The organism is Capnocytophaga sp. CM59 (assembly GCF_000293175.1).
In the GTDB taxonomy this organism is placed as follows: Bacteria; Bacteroidota; Bacteroidia; order Flavobacteriales; family Flavobacteriaceae; genus Capnocytophaga; species Capnocytophaga granulosa.
This window is the reverse complement of record NZ_ALNN01000034.1, coordinates 1-16,524: the sequence shown is the minus strand read 5'-3', so window position 1 is coordinate 16,524 and position 16,524 is coordinate 1. Positions and strand designations below refer to the sequence as shown.

The 16,524-nt window shown below is 41.2% G+C and carries 17 protein-coding genes and 1 pseudogene; all 18 read right to left on the bottom strand.

What is annotated here, in order from left to right:
• Positions 1 to 57 precede the first annotated feature (57 nt).
• The gene (locus HMPREF1154_RS08390; RefSeq protein ID WP_034567186.1) at positions 58 to 477 is read right to left on the bottom strand and encodes an HXXEE domain-containing protein; all 420 of its coding nucleotides are present in this window, start codon (positions 475 to 477) and stop codon (positions 58 to 60) included.
• Positions 464 to 877 (bottom strand): hypothetical protein, encoded by a 414-nt coding sequence (locus tag HMPREF1154_RS08385; RefSeq protein WP_009642207.1) that lies wholly within the window; start codon positions 875 to 877, stop codon positions 464 to 466. The genes HMPREF1154_RS08390 and HMPREF1154_RS08385 overlap by 14 nt, the downstream gene beginning before the upstream one ends.
• Before the next feature lie 102 nt (positions 878 to 979).
• A complete protein-coding gene (locus HMPREF1154_RS08380) occupies positions 980 to 3,016 on the bottom strand; it encodes a M13 family metallopeptidase (protein WP_009642187.1) in 2,037 nt (678 codons plus the stop codon).
• A 21-nt stretch (positions 3,017 to 3,037) separates the two neighbouring features.
• Positions 3,038 to 3,362, bottom strand: a pseudogene (locus tag HMPREF1154_RS13175) (hypothetical protein).
• Positions 3,362 to 3,541, bottom strand: a complete 180-nt coding sequence (locus HMPREF1154_RS08370) for a hypothetical protein (RefSeq protein ID WP_034567184.1) — start codon at positions 3,539 to 3,541, stop codon at positions 3,362 to 3,364. The pseudogene HMPREF1154_RS13175 and the gene HMPREF1154_RS08370 overlap by 1 nt, the downstream one beginning before the upstream one ends.
• 102 nt (positions 3,542 to 3,643) lie before the next feature.
• Positions 3,644 to 4,750, bottom strand: a complete 1,107-nt coding sequence (locus HMPREF1154_RS08365) for a hypothetical protein (RefSeq protein WP_009642185.1) — start codon at positions 4,748 to 4,750, stop codon at positions 3,644 to 3,646.
• 31 nt (positions 4,751 to 4,781) lie between these two features.
• Positions 4,782 to 5,732, bottom strand: coding sequence for a DUF4300 family protein (locus HMPREF1154_RS08360; RefSeq protein ID WP_009642182.1), 951 nt, complete (start codon positions 5,730 to 5,732; stop codon positions 4,782 to 4,784).
• 58 nt (positions 5,733 to 5,790) lie between these two features.
• Entirely contained in the window at positions 5,791 to 6,339 is a 549-nt protein-coding gene (locus HMPREF1154_RS08355; protein WP_034567181.1) for an RNA 2'-phosphotransferase, read from the bottom strand.
• Positions 6,332 to 6,868 carry a hypothetical protein gene (locus tag HMPREF1154_RS08350; protein WP_157231263.1) on the bottom strand — a complete coding sequence of 179 codons (537 nt, stop codon included), beginning with the start codon at positions 6,866 to 6,868 and terminating at the stop codon, positions 6,332 to 6,334. The genes HMPREF1154_RS08355 and HMPREF1154_RS08350 overlap by 8 nt, the downstream gene beginning before the upstream one ends.
• A gap of 458 nt (positions 6,869 to 7,326) precedes the next feature.
• The gene (locus tag HMPREF1154_RS08345; RefSeq protein ID WP_009642151.1) at positions 7,327 to 8,031 is read right to left on the bottom strand and encodes a hypothetical protein; all 705 of its coding nucleotides are present in this window, start codon (positions 8,029 to 8,031) and stop codon (positions 7,327 to 7,329) included.
• A gap of 11 nt (positions 8,032 to 8,042) precedes the next feature.
• Positions 8,043 to 8,438 (bottom strand): hypothetical protein, encoded by a 396-nt coding sequence (locus tag HMPREF1154_RS08340; protein WP_009642172.1) that lies wholly within the window; start codon positions 8,436 to 8,438, stop codon positions 8,043 to 8,045.
• A 40-nt stretch (positions 8,439 to 8,478) separates the two neighbouring features.
• Positions 8,479 to 9,063: a hypothetical protein gene (locus HMPREF1154_RS08335; protein ID WP_009642205.1), complete on the bottom strand. Its 585-nt coding sequence runs from the start codon at positions 9,061 to 9,063 to the stop codon at positions 8,479 to 8,481.
• Between the two features lie 10 nt (positions 9,064 to 9,073).
• Complete coding sequence (locus HMPREF1154_RS08330; protein WP_009642153.1) at positions 9,074 to 9,661, bottom strand: GNAT family N-acetyltransferase; 588 nt, start codon at positions 9,659 to 9,661, stop codon at positions 9,074 to 9,076.
• Between the two features lie 25 nt (positions 9,662 to 9,686).
• Complete coding sequence (locus tag HMPREF1154_RS08325; protein ID WP_009642191.1) at positions 9,687 to 10,706, bottom strand: virulence RhuM family protein; 1,020 nt, start codon at positions 10,704 to 10,706, stop codon at positions 9,687 to 9,689.
• Positions 10,706 to 13,180, bottom strand: coding sequence for a M1 family aminopeptidase (locus HMPREF1154_RS08320; RefSeq protein WP_009642160.1), 2,475 nt, complete (start codon positions 13,178 to 13,180; stop codon positions 10,706 to 10,708). Before HMPREF1154_RS08320 ends, HMPREF1154_RS08325 begins: the two co-directional genes overlap by 1 nt.
• A 123-nt stretch (positions 13,181 to 13,303) precedes the next feature.
• On the bottom strand, positions 13,304 to 13,882 hold the full coding sequence (locus tag HMPREF1154_RS08315; RefSeq protein WP_034567178.1) for a flavin reductase family protein: 579 nt from the start codon (positions 13,880 to 13,882) through the stop codon (positions 13,304 to 13,306).
• Positions 13,883 to 14,016: 134 nt separating this feature from the next.
• The gene (locus HMPREF1154_RS08310) at positions 14,017 to 16,050 is read right to left on the bottom strand and encodes a M13 family metallopeptidase (protein WP_034567175.1); all 2,034 of its coding nucleotides are present in this window, start codon (positions 16,048 to 16,050) and stop codon (positions 14,017 to 14,019) included.
• Positions 16,051 to 16,167: 117 nt separating this feature from the next.
• Positions 16,168 to 16,524 (bottom strand): phage terminase large subunit (gene terL, locus HMPREF1154_RS08305; protein WP_009642163.1); only part of this gene is annotated, 357 nt, incomplete at its 5' end.

Sequence of the window (16,524 nt, the reverse complement as noted above, 5' to 3'; positions counted from 1 at the left end):
TTTTAATTACCCCGCAAAGTTACGAATTTAAAAGGTACTATGCAAAACAAAGTAGTATTATTTTTTCACTACTTGATAAATCCATTTAGGGATAAGATACACACCTATAAGACAGGTTACCATTACAGGAGAATAAGAATGAGTAAAATAGCTTATCAAAATGTGCCATATCAAAAAGAAGCTAAGTCCTATAAGATATACTCCAAGAGCAATTCTCGTGGCTTTTTCGCTCCTTCGGCACAAAAAAGCAACAAGAGCCACTAACGCAAGTTGTCCTATGGAAGCTCCTATGAAATATTCAGGGTGAGCATTCGCCAAATGTGCACTTTCTGAAACTCTTGGAAGTTGTAGCCAAGAAGGTATTTTATCTACAAAGTCAATATACCATTGCCAAAAGGATATACTCTCTTCAACTTGATGCAAGGCATGTAGCCCCATCGTTGGAAACCATAATGATAGATACTTATTTGTTTTCATATACTTTTACTTTTAACGCTATAATATAGTTCTGTTGTACTCGTTTCAAATTCCAGAAAAAAGGAGCTATAAGCCTCAAAAAGAAATTCTTGATATGTATCTTCTCCTGAAAGCAGATTCTAGTACCTCCCTTATAGGATTCAAACCTTCCTTCCCATTCTCCAAAGAATAACCTATGCTGCATCGTAAAGGCATAATACTCGTTTTCTATCTTTCGAATATTACTAAAGAGCGTATGTCCTCCTGCTTTGTAATATTCAATAAAACCATCTTCCAATAGCTCGATATTTTTGACTTCCTCTCGCCACTGGAAATTTCTATTATCTGTAACAATACTATATACCAATGCAATAGGAGCATCAATAGAATCAGTTATCGTTGAAATAAGATAGGATTTCATTTCTTTCAAATTATTTGTTAGGTATTAATCCTTTTATAAACAAAAAAGTAAAAGGTAATAGTGTTTTACCTTTTACTTTTTATCTTTTACCTTAAAAAGGGTTTACCATATTTTTACGCGGTCTTCTGGTTTGCGATAGAGCTTATCACCTTCTTTCACATCAAAGGCTTTATACCAAGCATCTACATTAGTCAGAGGTGCAAAAGCACGGAAATAGCCTGGGGTATGAGGGTCTGTCTTTACCTGATTGGTCATAAACTGATCCGTAGAGAGTGTACGCCATACAGTTGCCCAAGAGAGGAAGAAACGTTGATTTTGGTTATACCCACTGATATCAGCCACAGCACCATGATCTTTGAGATACATTTGGAGCGCATCAAAGGCTATATTCACCCCTCCAAGGTCAGCAATGTTTTCTCCATTGGTAAAAGTACCATTGACAAAGACACCCTTTACAGGTTCATATTTGTCAAACTGAGCCGCCAATGCTTTGGTTACCTTTTCAAAGTTCTCTTTGTCGGCAGGAGTCCACCAGTTTTGTAGATTTCCATCAGCATCAAATTGGGCACCACTATCATCAAATCCGTGAGTAATCTCGTGACCAATTACCGCCCCTATACCTCCGAAGTTCACAGCAGGATCTGCTTCAAAACTAAAGAAAGGTGCTTGCAAAATAGCCGCAGGGAATACGATTTCGTTATAGAGCGGATTGTAGTAAGCATTAACCGTCTGTGGAGTCATTTCCCACTTGGTTTTATCCACAGGCTTACCTACCTTATCCAACTCTTTTTGGTAAGCCCACTGGGTCACCTTAATCAAGTTTTCAAAAAGAGAAGCATCTGCAGAGAGAGACATCTTAGAATAGTCCTCCCACTTGTCAGGGTAACCTACTTTTACTTTGAAAGTGCTGAGCTTATGGAGTGCTTTTTCCTTGGTAGCATCGCTCATCCAAGTCACATTCTTGATATGCTCTGCGAAACTTTTCTTAAGATAATCCACCAAAGTAACCATTTCTTCTTTGGCCTTGGCTGGGAAATATTTCTCTACATAGAGTTTACCGAAAGCCTCTCCTACTACCCCATTGATAAGAGAAAGTGCACGCTTGTTCATAGGACGTTGCTCCTGCTGTCCGTTGAGGTATTTGCTATAGAAGTTAAAAGAAAGTTCGTCCAAAGCTCCATCGAGATTTCCTGCATTGCTCGCCACTAAGTTGTAACGGAGGTAATCCTTAAGTAGAGGGAGGTTCTTCTCATTGACAAACTTGTCATATTCTTTGTACAAACGTATTTCCACTACAATCACCTTATCCGTATTCACCCCTACTTTTTTAAGCAAGGCAGGGATATTGAGGTTCTTTACCAACTTAGAAAGCTCACTCATCGTCTGAGGATTGTAACTAAGGTTAGGATCACGGTCTTCCTCATTGGTAAGCATAAGCTTGGCAAGGTCTTTCTCAAAAGCCACCTGTTTTTGTGCCTTTTCATCGGCATTAGCATCGCCAAGGAGCTTAAAGATGTCCGCTACAAATACCTGATATTTGTTAATAGCCTCCGTATTGCTTTCACTTTGTTTTTGGTAGTAGTCACGCCCCAATCCCAAACCAAAATTACTCAAATACACCGCATTTTGGTTAGAATCCTTCATATCGGCATAGACACCCCAGCCACATACAGGATTTTCTCCCAGTGGAGTAGCCTCTTCCAAATAAGCTTGTAGATCAGCGAGGTTTTTGATAGCCTCTATTTTCTTCAAATAAGGCTCAAGAGGTTCCAACCCTGCCTTGTTACGGGCATCCATATCCATATAGGTCTTGTAGATAGCTTGGATTTTTTGTCCTTCAGAGCCGTCGGGGTAGGAGGTTTTCAGTAGGTTATCCAAGAGGGAAAGGCACTGCTCATCGGTTTCCTCTCTCAGCATATAGAAAGTACCCCAAGAGGGTTTGTCAGCAGGAATTTTGGCGGTTTTCATCCAGCCCCCATTGACGTAGTTATAGAAATCATCTTGCGGGCGCACGGAAGTATCCATAGCCGAGAGATCAAGACCTTTGTCGGTTGTTTCTTCTTTCATGTTGTCTTTTTTAGTAGGGTTGCCACAGCCCACCATAAGGGCGAGGCAGGAATACAAGTAAAATTTGTTCATATTTTATTGAGTTTTGAGTTGTTAGTTTTGAATTTTAGAAAGATCAAGGAACATTTGTCTAATATTTTCATCTTTATCTTTTTCTGTGAAAGAAATAAAACCCAATTTCTCATAAAAAGAAACCGACTGCTTATAAGCATCAATAGTGATCAACCTACATGCCTGTCTTTCTATAATAGCCCAATGTTCTTTCATTATTTTCTATGATAAAAGTGGTAGCAAGCAATTCTTTTTTGTAAGGAAGTGCTTCCTGAAGGAGAAACTCATTTAGCTGTTCATCTCCACAATCAAAAGGTTTTATTTTGTGGTTTTCTGTGAGTAAACTAACAGAAATATCATCATCTATCACTGTTTTTTTTCTTTTTTAAATAATGACTTGAAGAAAGCTGCATCTTTCTCTATCTTTTTCCGACTAAGGGAAATTCCTTTCTCTTTAAGGTAAGTTTCGTAATTTTCTATTTTTTTCCAAAACTCTTTAGCCTCTTTCCCTACCAAGGTAGGAGTCGGTTGAATAATTGTCGCCATAATTTCTTGTTTTAAAGAGCAAAGGTACAAAGAAATAATCAAATAAAGAAGTTAAAATACAATTATTTTTTTAATCTTTCTATCCAATCGTTGAAATATTTGTTATTCCTCTTCCCCTGACCATCGGCGATCAATGATTTCATTAAATTCTTCTTTGTCGAAATTCTCAAAGAAGATTTCTCCAAAATCCTTGGTGGTAAGCTGTACTTCCCTATGAGGATTGTCCTTCTCCATACCAAGGTTGATGCAACCAAGCCGATGGAGTAGGAAATTATTCGCATATTTGTTGTACTTGAAGGTTATATATAGTTCTACGACAAATTTGTCCTTCTTGAACTCGAAGGTAAAGTATCCCCCTTTGCAAACTATTCGGTGCAATGGATAAAACATAGGACAGAAATTAGGGGCTATCAGGAGTCTATATTTGTGCATTTCCTCTCCACTGAGTAGGATTACCACTCTTCGGTGGGCTTCAGCGACTCCTTCCCGTTCGGCAAAGGAAAAGAGGTAATCTTCCTGTCCATCTCCATTGAGGTCGCAACTGTGGAGCTGCTGCTCTAAGTCATATGCTCCCAAGCGAACGATTCTCTCTGAAAGTTCATTGGGGTTATCCACTTGACATACATTTTCATAAGGAGCAATGATCCCCTTCCTATAGCTTATTTGGTTATCCATAAGGGTACTAATTTCCTCTTCTGTAGAGGCGGAAAAAGTAGCGCCTTTGCTCCATACCCCGTCCTTGAGGAGATAGGTTACCTGCTTGAAGGGAACACAGACCGCCCCTTCTTCATCGCTCATCTTTTCTCCTTTTTCTCCTGTAAAGTATTGGTTATCTATAGCCGAGATATATACATCAAAATAGCGAGCGATTTCCTCAGGGGAGAGCTTATGTATCGCGGGAGTAAGGTGCTCGCTTAGCAAGAGGTCATTGGAAAAATATTGTAGTATATAGGGGTTGAACTGTGCCGTTTTGGGGAGTAGAGAAATATCTACCTTCCCAAAGACTGGATCCAAATGAGTAGGTATATCTACTACATTACTATAGAAAAACTCTAAACCGGGGTATTCATTGGAGGTATAGGGTACTCTCTTGAGTAGCTCATAGAGCTTTGCCTCTATCTCTGGGCTTATGGGCTGCTCAGTGATAGGGGTTGTTTGCTTGCAGGCAAAAAGCCATAAGGCTAAAAGGATAAGGAATATCTTTTTCATAGGGGTTAGGGAAGTAACTATTCATTTTTCACTATTCACTTTTCGCTCCTTTATACGGGTTAGGACGATAGCCGTCCATCAGGGAGTCGTTCTCCATGATAAAGGGAATCGCATTGGGTTGCTCCCATTCCACATCGTAGCGGTTCATCAGGTAATCGCTTAGCTCGGTACGATTGGCAAAGATAATGGCTTGGTAGGGTTCTTGGAAAGCAAGTTTCTCTATGAAAAGAAGTTTGCCCTCATAAGGCACCAACACTCCCACATGTCCCACAAAAAGTATATTCTCCTCTGGGGTGATTTGAGAATGGAAAACAGCCGAGATAAGCGATGCCTTGGTAGGGTCTCCCTTATAGCGGAAAGTGATACCCCGCTCCTTCCATGCTCGTTGCATGGCTTGCAAATGAATATTGATATCTTTGGTATTGGTGGTAGGCACTTCGGTAAAAAGCGCAAAAAAGTCGTTTTCCTCTGCTGGGGTAAAGAGCTTTTTAGGGGCATTGCGCAAAGACTCACGGTCTATAAAGAGTACTTCGTCCTCTCCCTTGCTGGCAAACTTCTTATCAGGAAAAGCGATCAAATCACGCAAAAGGGTAAAGGAAGTTAAGCGGCAGTTATACCCCTGAAAGGCAGGATATTTGGCTGTCCAGTCGGTTTGTATAGCTACCTCATCATACTTGGGCAGCAGGCTATTAATAGTTACAAAGCCCTCTGGGACAAGGTTTGCTTTCGCTCCAGCAGTTTGGTTAAAGAGTGCTACACTCTCCAAGAAAGCAGCGACATGCTGCGCTGATATCCCAGCTGCAGTAAGGGCTTGCTGTACTTTTTCTTGAGTAGGTGTATCTACTAAGTTAGAATAGGTCAGCGTTGGTGCGGCTTTTTCTTGAGCCTCTTGTGGCGTTTCCGCTGCTGCTGTAGTGGGGGCTTTCTTCTCTTGGCAGGCTATGGCTACCAAAGAAAGTAGGGTCAATACAATTTTTCTCATTTTTATCATCTATTTTTTATACTTTTGGAGGCAATTTGCCTCACTTATCTAATTTATACTACGACTCAACCAACTCCAAAAACTTTGGTGGTACCTTATCCGTGAGCCATACTCCATTGGCAGAGAGGTAGAAAGTAAAACCTTCCTTGTACATTGCCATTGTATTTACTTTAAAAATTATAGGGTTGCCATGTCGGCTTCCTACCTTAGTGGCTGTTTCTATATCATTGCTAAGGTGTACATACTGGCGTGTTTGCTTTTGGAGTCCGCTTTTGAGAATACTCTCTACAAACCTGCTGGCAGTACCGTGATACAAACATTCGGGGGGTATTTGGGGCAATAATTCTAACTCTACAGCAATCGAATGTCCCTGATTGGCGCGTATTTTTGTGTTATCCTCGCTAAAAGCATACCGCTGTTTGTTATCAGTAGCGACGATTTCTTCCAACATTTTAAGGCTGAACACTGGGAATTTACGCTTCATATGCTTAATGAGCACATTTACCTCCGCCCAACCGTGTGTGTCGAGAGTAATACCAATCGCCTCGGGGTGGTGTCGCAATACCAAACTGAGAAACTTACTCTCTTTTTTATACTTTTCAATCATTTTTATGAGGGATAGGGAGTAAAATATTGCGGTAAAACTTAAATTGTTTGTTTAAGATTGCATCTGTCTCTTTAGAAAAATGTAGCGTTTCTTTCTTATCGATATGAGTTTCTAAATTCTCTTTAGCAAGATAAAAAGGTACATTGTAAGAATACAAGATGTGTTCTGCATTTTTTAGCTGCTTGTTAAAACTAAAACGATAAGTTTCTTTACCCATTTCACCTAAAATTTCACTCTCTATAATAGTATCAGTCGTGATTTTATTTATATACAGACGAATTTCTTCCCCCTCTGTTGAAGCGTCTAACATAATAGTATCTTTCAGCATTTGCAATGAATCTATAGGTGCTTCCACAGAAGAAACTTCTGTATGCTGACTATTGTTTTGATGATTGCAACCTACTATCCATAAGAGAAACAATATAGTTGCACATTTTAGTAAGAATTTTGTCATATTAATTGCTTTTTGATCTATTTCAAATATTTTTACGACCCTATCGCCTTGCAAAGACGCAATAACTAACTCCAAAAACTTTGGTGGCATTTTATCTATGATCCATACTCCATTAGTAGAGAGGTAGTAGGAAATACCCTACTTCGTACTTTGCGCGCTTTACGGGCTTTTTGCGCGCTTTGCGGGCTTTTTTGCACGCTTCTTTAGTTATATTTTAACATGTAAGATGTATTTACACTAACCCCTAATATCCTTTAAACAAACACCAATCCTGTTTGCTGTAAGTAATAGTTCTTCCCTACTTGCTCTTTTGCCTTGTCGGAAATCCAAAAATCGGGTTTAAGCAATTGCTCTGCTTGACTGTTACAAACTCATAATCATCTCTACTGAAAACCATTTTCAAACTCTTCAGGAGTGATTACAAAATTAAAACTTTTGTGCCAAGTGTTTGCAAAATACATAATGATAGTTATTTAGGGGTTAGGGGTTAGGGGTTAGAAATTAGGATTTAGCTTTTAGTCGCTATTTAACAATTATTTCCGGAACAAGTTCCTCGCTGCTTTCTCACTGCATTTTTGATGTTTAGCATAAGCCTTAGCTGCACGCAGGCGTATCTGTTCATCGCTTTCACCATTCACATAGCCCGTAAGTGCATCGTGAAGCGTGTAGGCTTCGGCAGCCATCAATCCTGAAGTCCAAACCAGTGGATTTACCTTTGCGTGTTGCAGATGAGGCTCAAAAAAACGCTTGCTATAGCACGCCAAGATAATCACATCGCGTGTCTTGCCATCGGTGTTTTTATAAGTGGTGTTGAGTTGGAAATCCATCAGTCCGTCGTGTCCTACATACGCAACCAAATCGGCATTGCCAGCAGCGACATTTTTCAAGAAGTTTTCTGTACAAGTTTTGATATACTTGCCGTCATAAGCATCGGCGATGAGCGTATAGTTTTTAGTAGCGTGTTTAAAGGTTACCCGCTCCAAAATAATATCACTATAAGGCTTTTCCGATTTTATGAACTTCCATTCCTTACTGCGTTTAAAATAAGTGCGCACGCCATAACCACAACCCCAATAGAGGTTGCTATCGGCATCTTGCCCATTGCCAATTCCTTTGGGTACTGGTACAATGCCTTGATACTTATTATCGCAGAGGGCTACCAAAACGTGTATGGTTTTCGTTTGTTGCGCCCATATAGGGGCTGTAACCAAGCAAAAGAATAATAGGAAGTGTTTCATTGTGTTTTGGTTTATTTATTTTCCTCCATTTTTCTTTCTTCTAAGGTTTCTCGGAGGAATGGCAGCTCACTATCTGTATCATACATAAGAAACCAACTAAGATCTTTTAAACCAAGGTATTCCTCTGGTATCTTGAACAAAAGCTCTCCATCCTTTCGTGAGGGATAAGGTCCATCCTTCTGGGTTCGTATAAAATATTTTCCATTGGAGATATAATCAGGATAGATATATTCCTGCGCTACCCACTGACCATCTATCCACTTATATTTGTACAAACCAACTACCCCTGAGAAGCCTGTTTGTACCCCTCGCACTACCTGCTCTTTTGGGAAAAAATCAGCATTTTCAAATTCCTCAGGAGTGATTACGAAATTAAAACTTTTGTGCCAAGTGTTTGCAAAATACATAATTCAATGATTAATGACTCTAATATTTGTTGTATACGTCTCACTTTGTAGGGTAAATCACCGCTGTTTTCTCTTTACCATAGCTGTCAAACTCTTTTGAAATATAAAAAGCCTTTATCTTAGATACTATCAATTGGTCATTCTTAGCTACCAAATAAATATCATAGCGATGAAATCCCCCTGCTGATGTCCATAGAACATTCTCAAAGGTAAGCTTTATCAGAGTTTCTTTTTTCTTTTTCTGATATTTTACCTTGTAGGGAATCATCATCTCTGTGCCCAGCTCTATAAAGGTAGTATCGATAATAATAGATTTCCCATTGAATTGAATTTCAATATCCTCTAAGAGCTTCAACTTCTTTTCTAAAGCCTTTGTAAAACTGCATTTGGGATCATCATTGTCAAAGATTAAATCAGAATGACTGAAGATTTTCAGCTCATCATTCAAGAGCTTTTTCTCTGTCATTATAAACGCTTTATGATGTGCCTTATAGTCCTCAATACAATAATCTTTGTAGTTTTCATCAGGAATAAAAATAGCACAATAGTCTAATTTACTTTGTATAGTTTGAGATTTACCACACAAAGTTATAGCTAAAAAAATTAATAAAAGAACTGTTTTCATTATATCACCTTTAATCTAAAACTGGATTACTGCTATCTTTTTGAAGTGTATATACCAAGACCGTATGTCGCTCCCCTATTAGTGGGAACAAGAAATCTTCAAGGGTATGATGATAGCGAAAACCGCATTTTTCAATAACCCGTTGTGAGGCTATATTTTCCTTGTATATACCCGCCCACAACTGAGTAAGAGACAACTCCTCAAAGGCATAGTGTATAATTTGTAATGCAGCTTCTGTCATATACCCTTTGCCCCAAAAGTCTTCTCCTAACCAATAACCTATTTCGGCTTCATTTTCACCTACAGAGAGCCTACTTTCTCCTTGAAAAAGTAGGCTTTCTCCTTGAAAAAGTAGGCTTTCTCCTTGAAAAAGCAAGCTGATACTCCCTATAAGGGTGTTATCAGATAGGCAAATAGCGAAAGAGTGAGGTTTGCGAAGTACGTTTTCAATAATCTCTCGGCTCTCTTCTATACTTTTGTGGGGCATCCAACCACACCTCTTGCCTATTATAGGGTTATGTGCTTGTATATATAGCGCCTGGGCATCGGAAACTTCCCAAGGACGAAGCAAAAGACGTGTAGTGTGAAGTGTTTTCATTTGTTTTTATTATATTTGTTGACAGCTATTTTCCCCTTTTATTACTTGCTATTATATGCTTGATATCCTGATCCAATTGCTTAATGCTCTGAAAATGTTCTATCTCTCGTTGATGTTCCTTATAGCGTGTATATTCTTGAGTTGCTTTCTCTACGGCTAATTCGTGAGAGATAGTACCTGCATGTTCAAGAATATTCTTCTCGTTCATAGTAAGTACCAAGCGGAGTTTCTGTATCCAGTCTCGCATATACATGGGCTTCTCAGCCAGTGCCTGTACCTCTGCATAGGCAAGGAACTGTTCTACAATGAGTTTCAGCATAGTAATTTCCTCTTCATTTAAGTAGTTTTTTCCGATAAGAGCATCAGATTTGGTTACTTTTCCTTCTTTTTCTGTAGAGGTTAGTCCCATCATAGGAAGTTGCGCATTGGCACGATAGAAAAGCAATTCAGCAGCTGTCTTACCACTTACTGCCCAAAGCAACTTGTTTTGTATCTCCTTATAAAATGCTATTGTCATTTTATCCGAAGGGTTATAGTCAATACTGGTAGCATAAATGTCCTTTATTTGTTGATAAAAGAGCTTTTCTGACAGACGTATTTCACGGATACGTCCTAAGAGTTCTTTAAAGTAGTTATAAGACGATCCTGTCTTAAACCGCTCATCATTTAGGACAAATCCCTTGATAATATATTCTTTCAGTCGCTGGGTTGCCCAAATACGGAACTGGGTACCTTGCTGAGATTTTACTCGATAACCTACAGAAATAATGACATCAAGATTATAATAATCTATGTTTCTTTGAACGGTTCTCTCTCCTTCTACTTGAACTGTTGCAAAATTTGCAACAGTTGCAACTGTAGGCAACTCCCCCTCTTCAAATACATTTTTTATATGTCTGGATATAGTAGATTTGTCTCGTCCAAAAAGTGTAGACATTTGCTCTAAAGTTAGCCAGACGGTGTCTTGTTCAAAACGAACATCTATTTTGATACTCCCATCTTCAGATTGATAGATGAGCATTTGGTCATTATTGACTTTCATCATTACTTTATCTTACTCTTAAGCTCCTCCAGCATTTTGATTTGCTCCTTTATAGTAGCGGTATCAGGAAGTTTTTTCTTTTGAGCAATACCCTCGTCTATGACTTTCCAAAGGGCTTGTTTGGCCTTATCTCCGTTCTCTTCTTGGGTAAAATCCTTGTAGGCTTTTTGCATTTGTTCTACTAGATTCTTGTTGTCCAAGCTCATCGCCCATAGGTAGGCTTTTTTGAAATCGGCAGCTATTTCAGGATTGTCCTCTTCAAGGAATGGGTAATTAACCAAATAAGGCATCAGGGTAGGGAGATACTGTGTCATCTTATTATCAGCAATCACTCCTGTAAGGCCTGCGAGTTGGTCTATCTCAAGTTCCTTTGGATCGGCTTTTTCCAAGAAATCCTTAGCGCGCTTAGGGTTGGTATGGGCTATGGCATTGAGCGCTGCATTCTTCACGGCTCCTGAAGGGGTGGTCAGTGCTTTCTCATAGAGTGCGGTATAGCGTTTGTTCTCTTTGGAGCTTGACAGAACCCATATAGCTGCTGATTTGGCTATATTGCTCGGATCGGAAGTAGCTAGTTTTTCGACTTGTGCCAATTCTTTTTTGCTCAAAGAAAAGTCAGAGAGACGCTCCAAGGCCATGTTACGCACCTTAAAGTAAGGATCACGGAGGGCTGCTAAAAGCACTTCCTTGCCTTCGTTCTCCCCAAGTGAGGTAATGGCCTGCATACGGCTCTTTAGCTCAGGGGCATGTTGCACTTGGTAGAGGAGTTCCTTGACACTCTTGAGATACTCTTCTTCCATGACAATTACCCCATCTGGATTGATGTTGACCAACTCTGGGTCTTTATTCGCTGGGAAAGTAAAGGTATTTTCCCCTCTTGCACTCACCCATACGGTATGGCGAGTAGCTTTGCCACTAAGGTAAATATCTATATCCAAAGGAAATTGGAAATATAGCTTTTCCTCTTGTGTTTGGCGTATCTTCACTGTCAGTTGCTTTTGGGAGGCATCATATTGTTTTTCTACCTCTACTTTAGGATTTCCATTTCCAAAATACCACTGATTGAAAAACCAACTAAGGTCTTTTCCGCTTATCTTCTCAAAGGATAGGCGCAATTGGTGAGCTTCGCCAGTGCCATATTCGTTGCTCTTGAGATAGTCGGTAATTCCTTGGAAAAATGCCTCATCACCAAGGTAGCGGCGGAGCATGTGTAGGATAGCGCCCCCCTTGTTATAGGAGACAAGGTCAAAGACATCATCACGGACATCGTAGCCAAAGCGCACTAAGTTCTTTAGAAAATCATCTTCGCGGTGTAGGTACTGCAAGGTATTATTGCTTAGGTGATAGTCTGCCTCATCTTTGCCATACTTATGGTCGAGCCAAAGGTATTCGCTATAGTTGGCAAAGGACTCATTGACCGTAATATTAGCCCAGCTTTCGGTGGTTACCAAATCACCAAACCAGTGGTGTGCTAGCTCATGGGCGATGATTGGTTCCCAATAATTTTGGTCATTGAGGGCATCAGCGCTTTGGTAAGCACTCTCGGCATGGCTTACGGCAGTGGTATTCTCCATAGCACCAGTGACAAAGTCACGGACAATCATCTGTGCGTATTTTGCCCATGGATAGTCATAGCCGAAACGCTCAGAGAAGAAAGTCAACATCTGGGAGGTATTACCGAAAATTCGCTTGGCAAGGGGTTCGTATTTCTTCTCTACATAGTATTCCACAGGCACTCTTCCACGCCAAGGGGTATCCTTGACTACGGCAAATTCGCCCGCTCCCATAAAGAAAAGATATGGGGCATGCGGCTTATCCATTACCCAATGGTCGGTACGTAGGTCGCCCTTTTTCTGGGAGCTTTTCAGTAGCCCATTGGAGAGGGTCACGAAGCTATCGGGTACGGTCATCTCGATCTCTTGGGTAGTCTTTTGGTTAGGCTTATCTATGGTTGGGAACCAGCAGGAGGAGCTTTCGGACTCACCTTGTGTCCATACTTGGCGCATAGGTCCTTGAGGATCGTTTTCGGGATTGACAAAGTAAAGCCCCTTGGTATCGGTAATAGCAAGGCTTCCCTTATCGGTTACCTTCTCAGGCTGAGCGGTATATTTTATATACACTGTATAGGTTTCTCCTTTTTTATATATTTTGGGGAGTTTGATACGCAGCATATCATTCTTATAGCTATAGGTAAGGGGTTGCTGCTTGCCTTGGTCGTCAAGGGCAACCTTGTGGATAAGCATAGCCTTGGCATCAAGGATAAGGCTATCAGAGGGATAGAAGAAAGGAGCGGCTGTGAGCCATTCTTCCCCGCCAAGGGTTTGATTAGAGAAATTGAAATCTACCTTGAGCTTGGTGTGCTTTAGGGCGGTTTTCTTTTCAGGGGTCGCACGATAGAGTTCTCTACCAGAGGTATCGGTTTGCGCATGGGTATAGCCTGTAGCCATGAGGCTCAGTGCTAATAGAAGTATTTTCTTCATATAAGAATATTAAACGCGCAAATATACGACTTTTTTAGTGAAGAGTGAAAAGCAATTAAGTGAATAACGAATAGTGAAAAGTGAAAAGTGTTACTCACTATTCGTTATTCATTTTTCATTTTTTTACTTAATTGAGAAGTTCAGTCCTTTGTGCTCGCCTATGCCATAATAGTGTTTGAAGTTATAGATAAGCGGTTCCCAATTGAGTGGGTTGATCTTATTGCCGTCCAAGACTAAGTTATCCTCGGCATGTACTTGTACAATTTCCAGTTCTATGAGAGCATAGCCGTTGCGATCATTGACATTGACCACTTTGGCTTCTGCTTGGATAGGACACTGGGCAACACGTGGAGGGCGTACCTTCACGGAAGCAAGAGGAGTGAAGCCTCCGAGGGCAAACTTGTCATCAGTATGAGTATATTTGGCAGCCTTTTGTGCAGGTACAGGGTCTTTGGCGGTATAAGGCGCAATGGCCTCTACCTTTTCCCACATGGAGGCTGTAGGTAGGTTGAAAACCACTTCGGGCACTGCCATGACATTATCATAGGCTTGGTTGAGCTTCACTAAGGCAATCACAGCATTGGTACCTATGTTAAAGGTACAAGTAATAGGAGTGACGTCGGCCTTTCCGTTGGCATCCACAGTACTGAGTAATACTACAGGAAACCCATAGTAAAACATGTTGGGTAAAAATGATTGCATATGATTAAAATTTTAAATTAGGACACAAAGGTACGAAATTAATAACAAGTAACAAGTGACAAGTGATAATTTTTTTCCACAATTTGTCATTGGTCACTTGTCACTTGTTATTAGTCACTAGTCCTTGGTCACTATCACCATATTTTCACTCTTTCTTGAGGTTTCTTATAGAGTTTGTCTCCTTCTTTCACGTCAAAGGCTTTATACCAAGCATCTATATTGAGCAGTGGTGCATAAGCACGGATATACTGAGGTGTGTGTGGGTCTGTTTTTACCTGATTGATAAGGTGTTTTTCTTTGGCTACAGAACGCCATACGGTTGCCCAAGAGAGGAAAAAGCGTTGGTTTTGGGTATATCCGCTGATTTTCCCTACTTTCCCATGCTCCTTAAGGTATAACTGCAAGGCATCATAGGCGATATTGACCCCCCCAAGGTCAGCAATATTCTCTCCACTGGTGAAAGTACCATTGACAAAATGTCCTTTTACAGGCTCATACTTATCAAACTGAGCAGCCAAGGCCTTGGTCACCTTCTTGAAGTTCTCCTTATCCTTGTCACTCCACCAGTTTTTCAGGTTGCCATCGCCATCGTATTCTGCCCCGCTATCGTCAAAGCCGTGGCTCATCTCATGGCCAATTACTGCCCCTATACCCCCGAAGTTCACCGCAGGATCAGCATCAAAACTAAAGAAAGGAGGCTGGAGAATGGCCGCAGGGAATACGATCTCATTATTCATTGGACTATAATACGCATTGACTGTCTGAGGGGTCATTCTCCAGCGGGATTTATCCACTTTTTGGCCGACCTCTTCCAATTGTTTTTGGTAACGCCAAGCACGTATTTGGCTGATATTCTCATAATAAGACGCCTGGGAAGCTGGTTTTATCACAAGGCGTGAGTAGTCCTGCCACTTATCGGGATAGCCTACCTTTACCCCAAACTTACTGAGCTTTACCAAGGCCTTTTCTTTAGTTGCTTGAGACATCCAAGAGAGGTTTTTGATATGCTGGGCAAAACTACGCTTGAGGTAATCAATGAGTACCAACATCTCCTCTTTTGCCTTGGCTGGGAAATATTTTTCTACATATAGCTTACCGAAGGCCTCGCCTAAGAGTCCGTTGATCACCCCTAAGGCACGCTTGTCCATAGGACGCTGCTGTTGCTGACCGCGAAGATATTTGCTAAAGAAATCAAAAGCAAGCTCGTCTAAATTCTGGTCTAACACATGGGTATTCTGTGAGAGCAGTTGGATCTTGAGGTAATCCTTGAGCAAAGGAAGGTTTTCAGTACTTACCAAGCGATCATACTGCTCATAGAGGCGCATCTCCCCTATGATTACCTTGTCGGTATGCACTCCTACGCGTTGCAAATAGGTGGGCAAGTCAAGGTTCTTGACCAAAGTCTTAAGTTCTGCCAAAGTCTTAGGATTGTAGCTGCTATTGGGGTTGCGTTTCTCCTCATTGGTAAGCATGAGCTTGGCCACACGACGCTCAAAATCCACTAACTGCTTGGCTTTCTCTTGGGGTTGCTCGTCTTTCAAGAGGGAAAAGAGTGTAGCTATATATTCTTGGTACTTAGCGAGGGCTTCGCTGTTACTTTCGCTTTCTTTCTGATAGTAATCACGTCCCATCCCTAAAGAGAATGCTCCTAAATAGACGGCATTCATCTGAGAATTCTTCTTATCGGCATAGACGCCCCAATCACAGATTGGGTTTCCCCCCTGTGGAGTGGTCTTCTCCAAGTATTGCTGTAGGTCGGCAAGGCTTGCTATTTTGTCTATAGACTGTAATTCAGCTTGTAGGGGAGAGAGTCCCTCACGGTTACGCCTATCCCAATCAAGGAAGGATTCATATAGGTCTTTTATCTTTTGTCCTTCTGAGCCTTGGGGGTAGGTTTCTTTTAGCAGTTGTGCTAGGAGTACCAAGCAATCCTCATCGGTTTTTTCGCGGAGCATATTAAAAGACCCCCAAGAGGATTTGTCTGCTGGAATCTGGGCAGTTTTCATCCAGCCCCCATTGGCAAAGGTATAGAAATCGTCCTGTGGGCGTACGGAGGTATCCATAGCCGAGAGATCAAGTCCCCGCTCTATGGGGTCATTCTTCTTCTGCGTGTGTGAACCACAAGCAGCCGCCAAGGCTACCGAGGCTAACAAATAGATTTTTTTCATTTTCTGATATTTTAGGTGCAAAAATACGAAAAATAATGACAAGTGACCAGTGAAAAGTGAAGAGTGAAGAGTGAGCGCCTGAATAGCGTTTTTCACTATTCACTTTTCACTATTGGCTTAAATCCTTCCAAACATCTCCGCAACGCTGACCCTCTTGGGGGGCTGGCGGCACTCTATGGAGCCTGTAAGGGCATCGGGGGCATCGTCATGGGCATTGGTGCCCACACGGAGGTAACCCGTAAGGTCGCGGGCAAACTTCGGGAAGCGCTTTTTCCAGTCCAAAGGCATCTTGATGAGCTTCTGCACCGATGCGGAAGCGGCAAAAATCCTTGCGGTCTTGTTCTGATTCTGGTGAAATGGATTAAAGCGCGTCAGTCGGTTGCCTGTGTCCCATGAGCGTTGTTGCAGGTTGCTGACAAAGAGGTTGCCGCCGTTGTTACTCTCAATATGGCAGCGCTCTACCTGGTGTTGCTG

Excerpts from the sequence above, each read along its gene's own strand:
- HMPREF1154_RS08390 (WP_034567186.1), bottom strand. The coding sequence starts at position 477 with ATGAAAACAAATAAGTATCTATCATTATGGTTTCCAACGATGGGGCTA.
- HMPREF1154_RS08385 (WP_009642207.1), bottom strand. The coding sequence starts at position 877 with ATGAAATCCTATCTTATTTCAACGATAACTGATTCTATTGATGCTCCT.
- HMPREF1154_RS08380 (WP_009642187.1), bottom strand. The coding sequence starts at position 3,016 with ATGAACAAATTTTACTTGTATTCCTGCCTCGCCCTTATGGTGGGCTGT.
- HMPREF1154_RS08370 (WP_034567184.1), bottom strand. The coding sequence starts at position 3,541 with ATGGCGACAATTATTCAACCGACTCCTACCTTGGTAGGGAAAGAGGCT.
- HMPREF1154_RS08365 (WP_009642185.1), bottom strand. The coding sequence starts at position 4,750 with ATGAAAAAGATATTCCTTATCCTTTTAGCCTTATGGCTTTTTGCCTGC.
- HMPREF1154_RS08360 (WP_009642182.1), bottom strand. The coding sequence starts at position 5,732 with ATGAGAAAAATTGTATTGACCCTACTTTCTTTGGTAGCCATAGCCTGC.
- HMPREF1154_RS08355 (WP_034567181.1), bottom strand. The coding sequence starts at position 6,339 with ATGATTGAAAAGTATAAAAAAGAGAGTAAGTTTCTCAGTTTGGTATTG.
- HMPREF1154_RS08345 (WP_009642151.1), bottom strand. The coding sequence starts at position 8,031 with ATGAAACACTTCCTATTATTCTTTTGCTTGGTTACAGCCCCTATATGG.
- HMPREF1154_RS08340 (WP_009642172.1), bottom strand. The coding sequence starts at position 8,438 with ATGTATTTTGCAAACACTTGGCACAAAAGTTTTAATTTCGTAATCACT.
- HMPREF1154_RS08335 (WP_009642205.1), bottom strand. The coding sequence starts at position 9,063 with ATGAAAACAGTTCTTTTATTAATTTTTTTAGCTATAACTTTGTGTGGT.
- HMPREF1154_RS08330 (WP_009642153.1), bottom strand. The coding sequence starts at position 9,661 with ATGAAAACACTTCACACTACACGTCTTTTGCTTCGTCCTTGGGAAGTT.
- HMPREF1154_RS08325 (WP_009642191.1), bottom strand. The coding sequence starts at position 10,706 with ATGATGAAAGTCAATAATGACCAAATGCTCATCTATCAATCTGAAGAT.
- HMPREF1154_RS08320 (WP_009642160.1), bottom strand. The coding sequence starts at position 13,180 with ATGAAGAAAATACTTCTATTAGCACTGAGCCTCATGGCTACAGGCTAT.
- HMPREF1154_RS08315 (WP_034567178.1), bottom strand. The coding sequence starts at position 13,882 with ATGCAATCATTTTTACCCAACATGTTTTACTATGGGTTTCCTGTAGTA.
- HMPREF1154_RS08310 (WP_034567175.1), bottom strand. The coding sequence starts at position 16,050 with ATGAAAAAAATCTATTTGTTAGCCTCGGTAGCCTTGGCGGCTGCTTGT.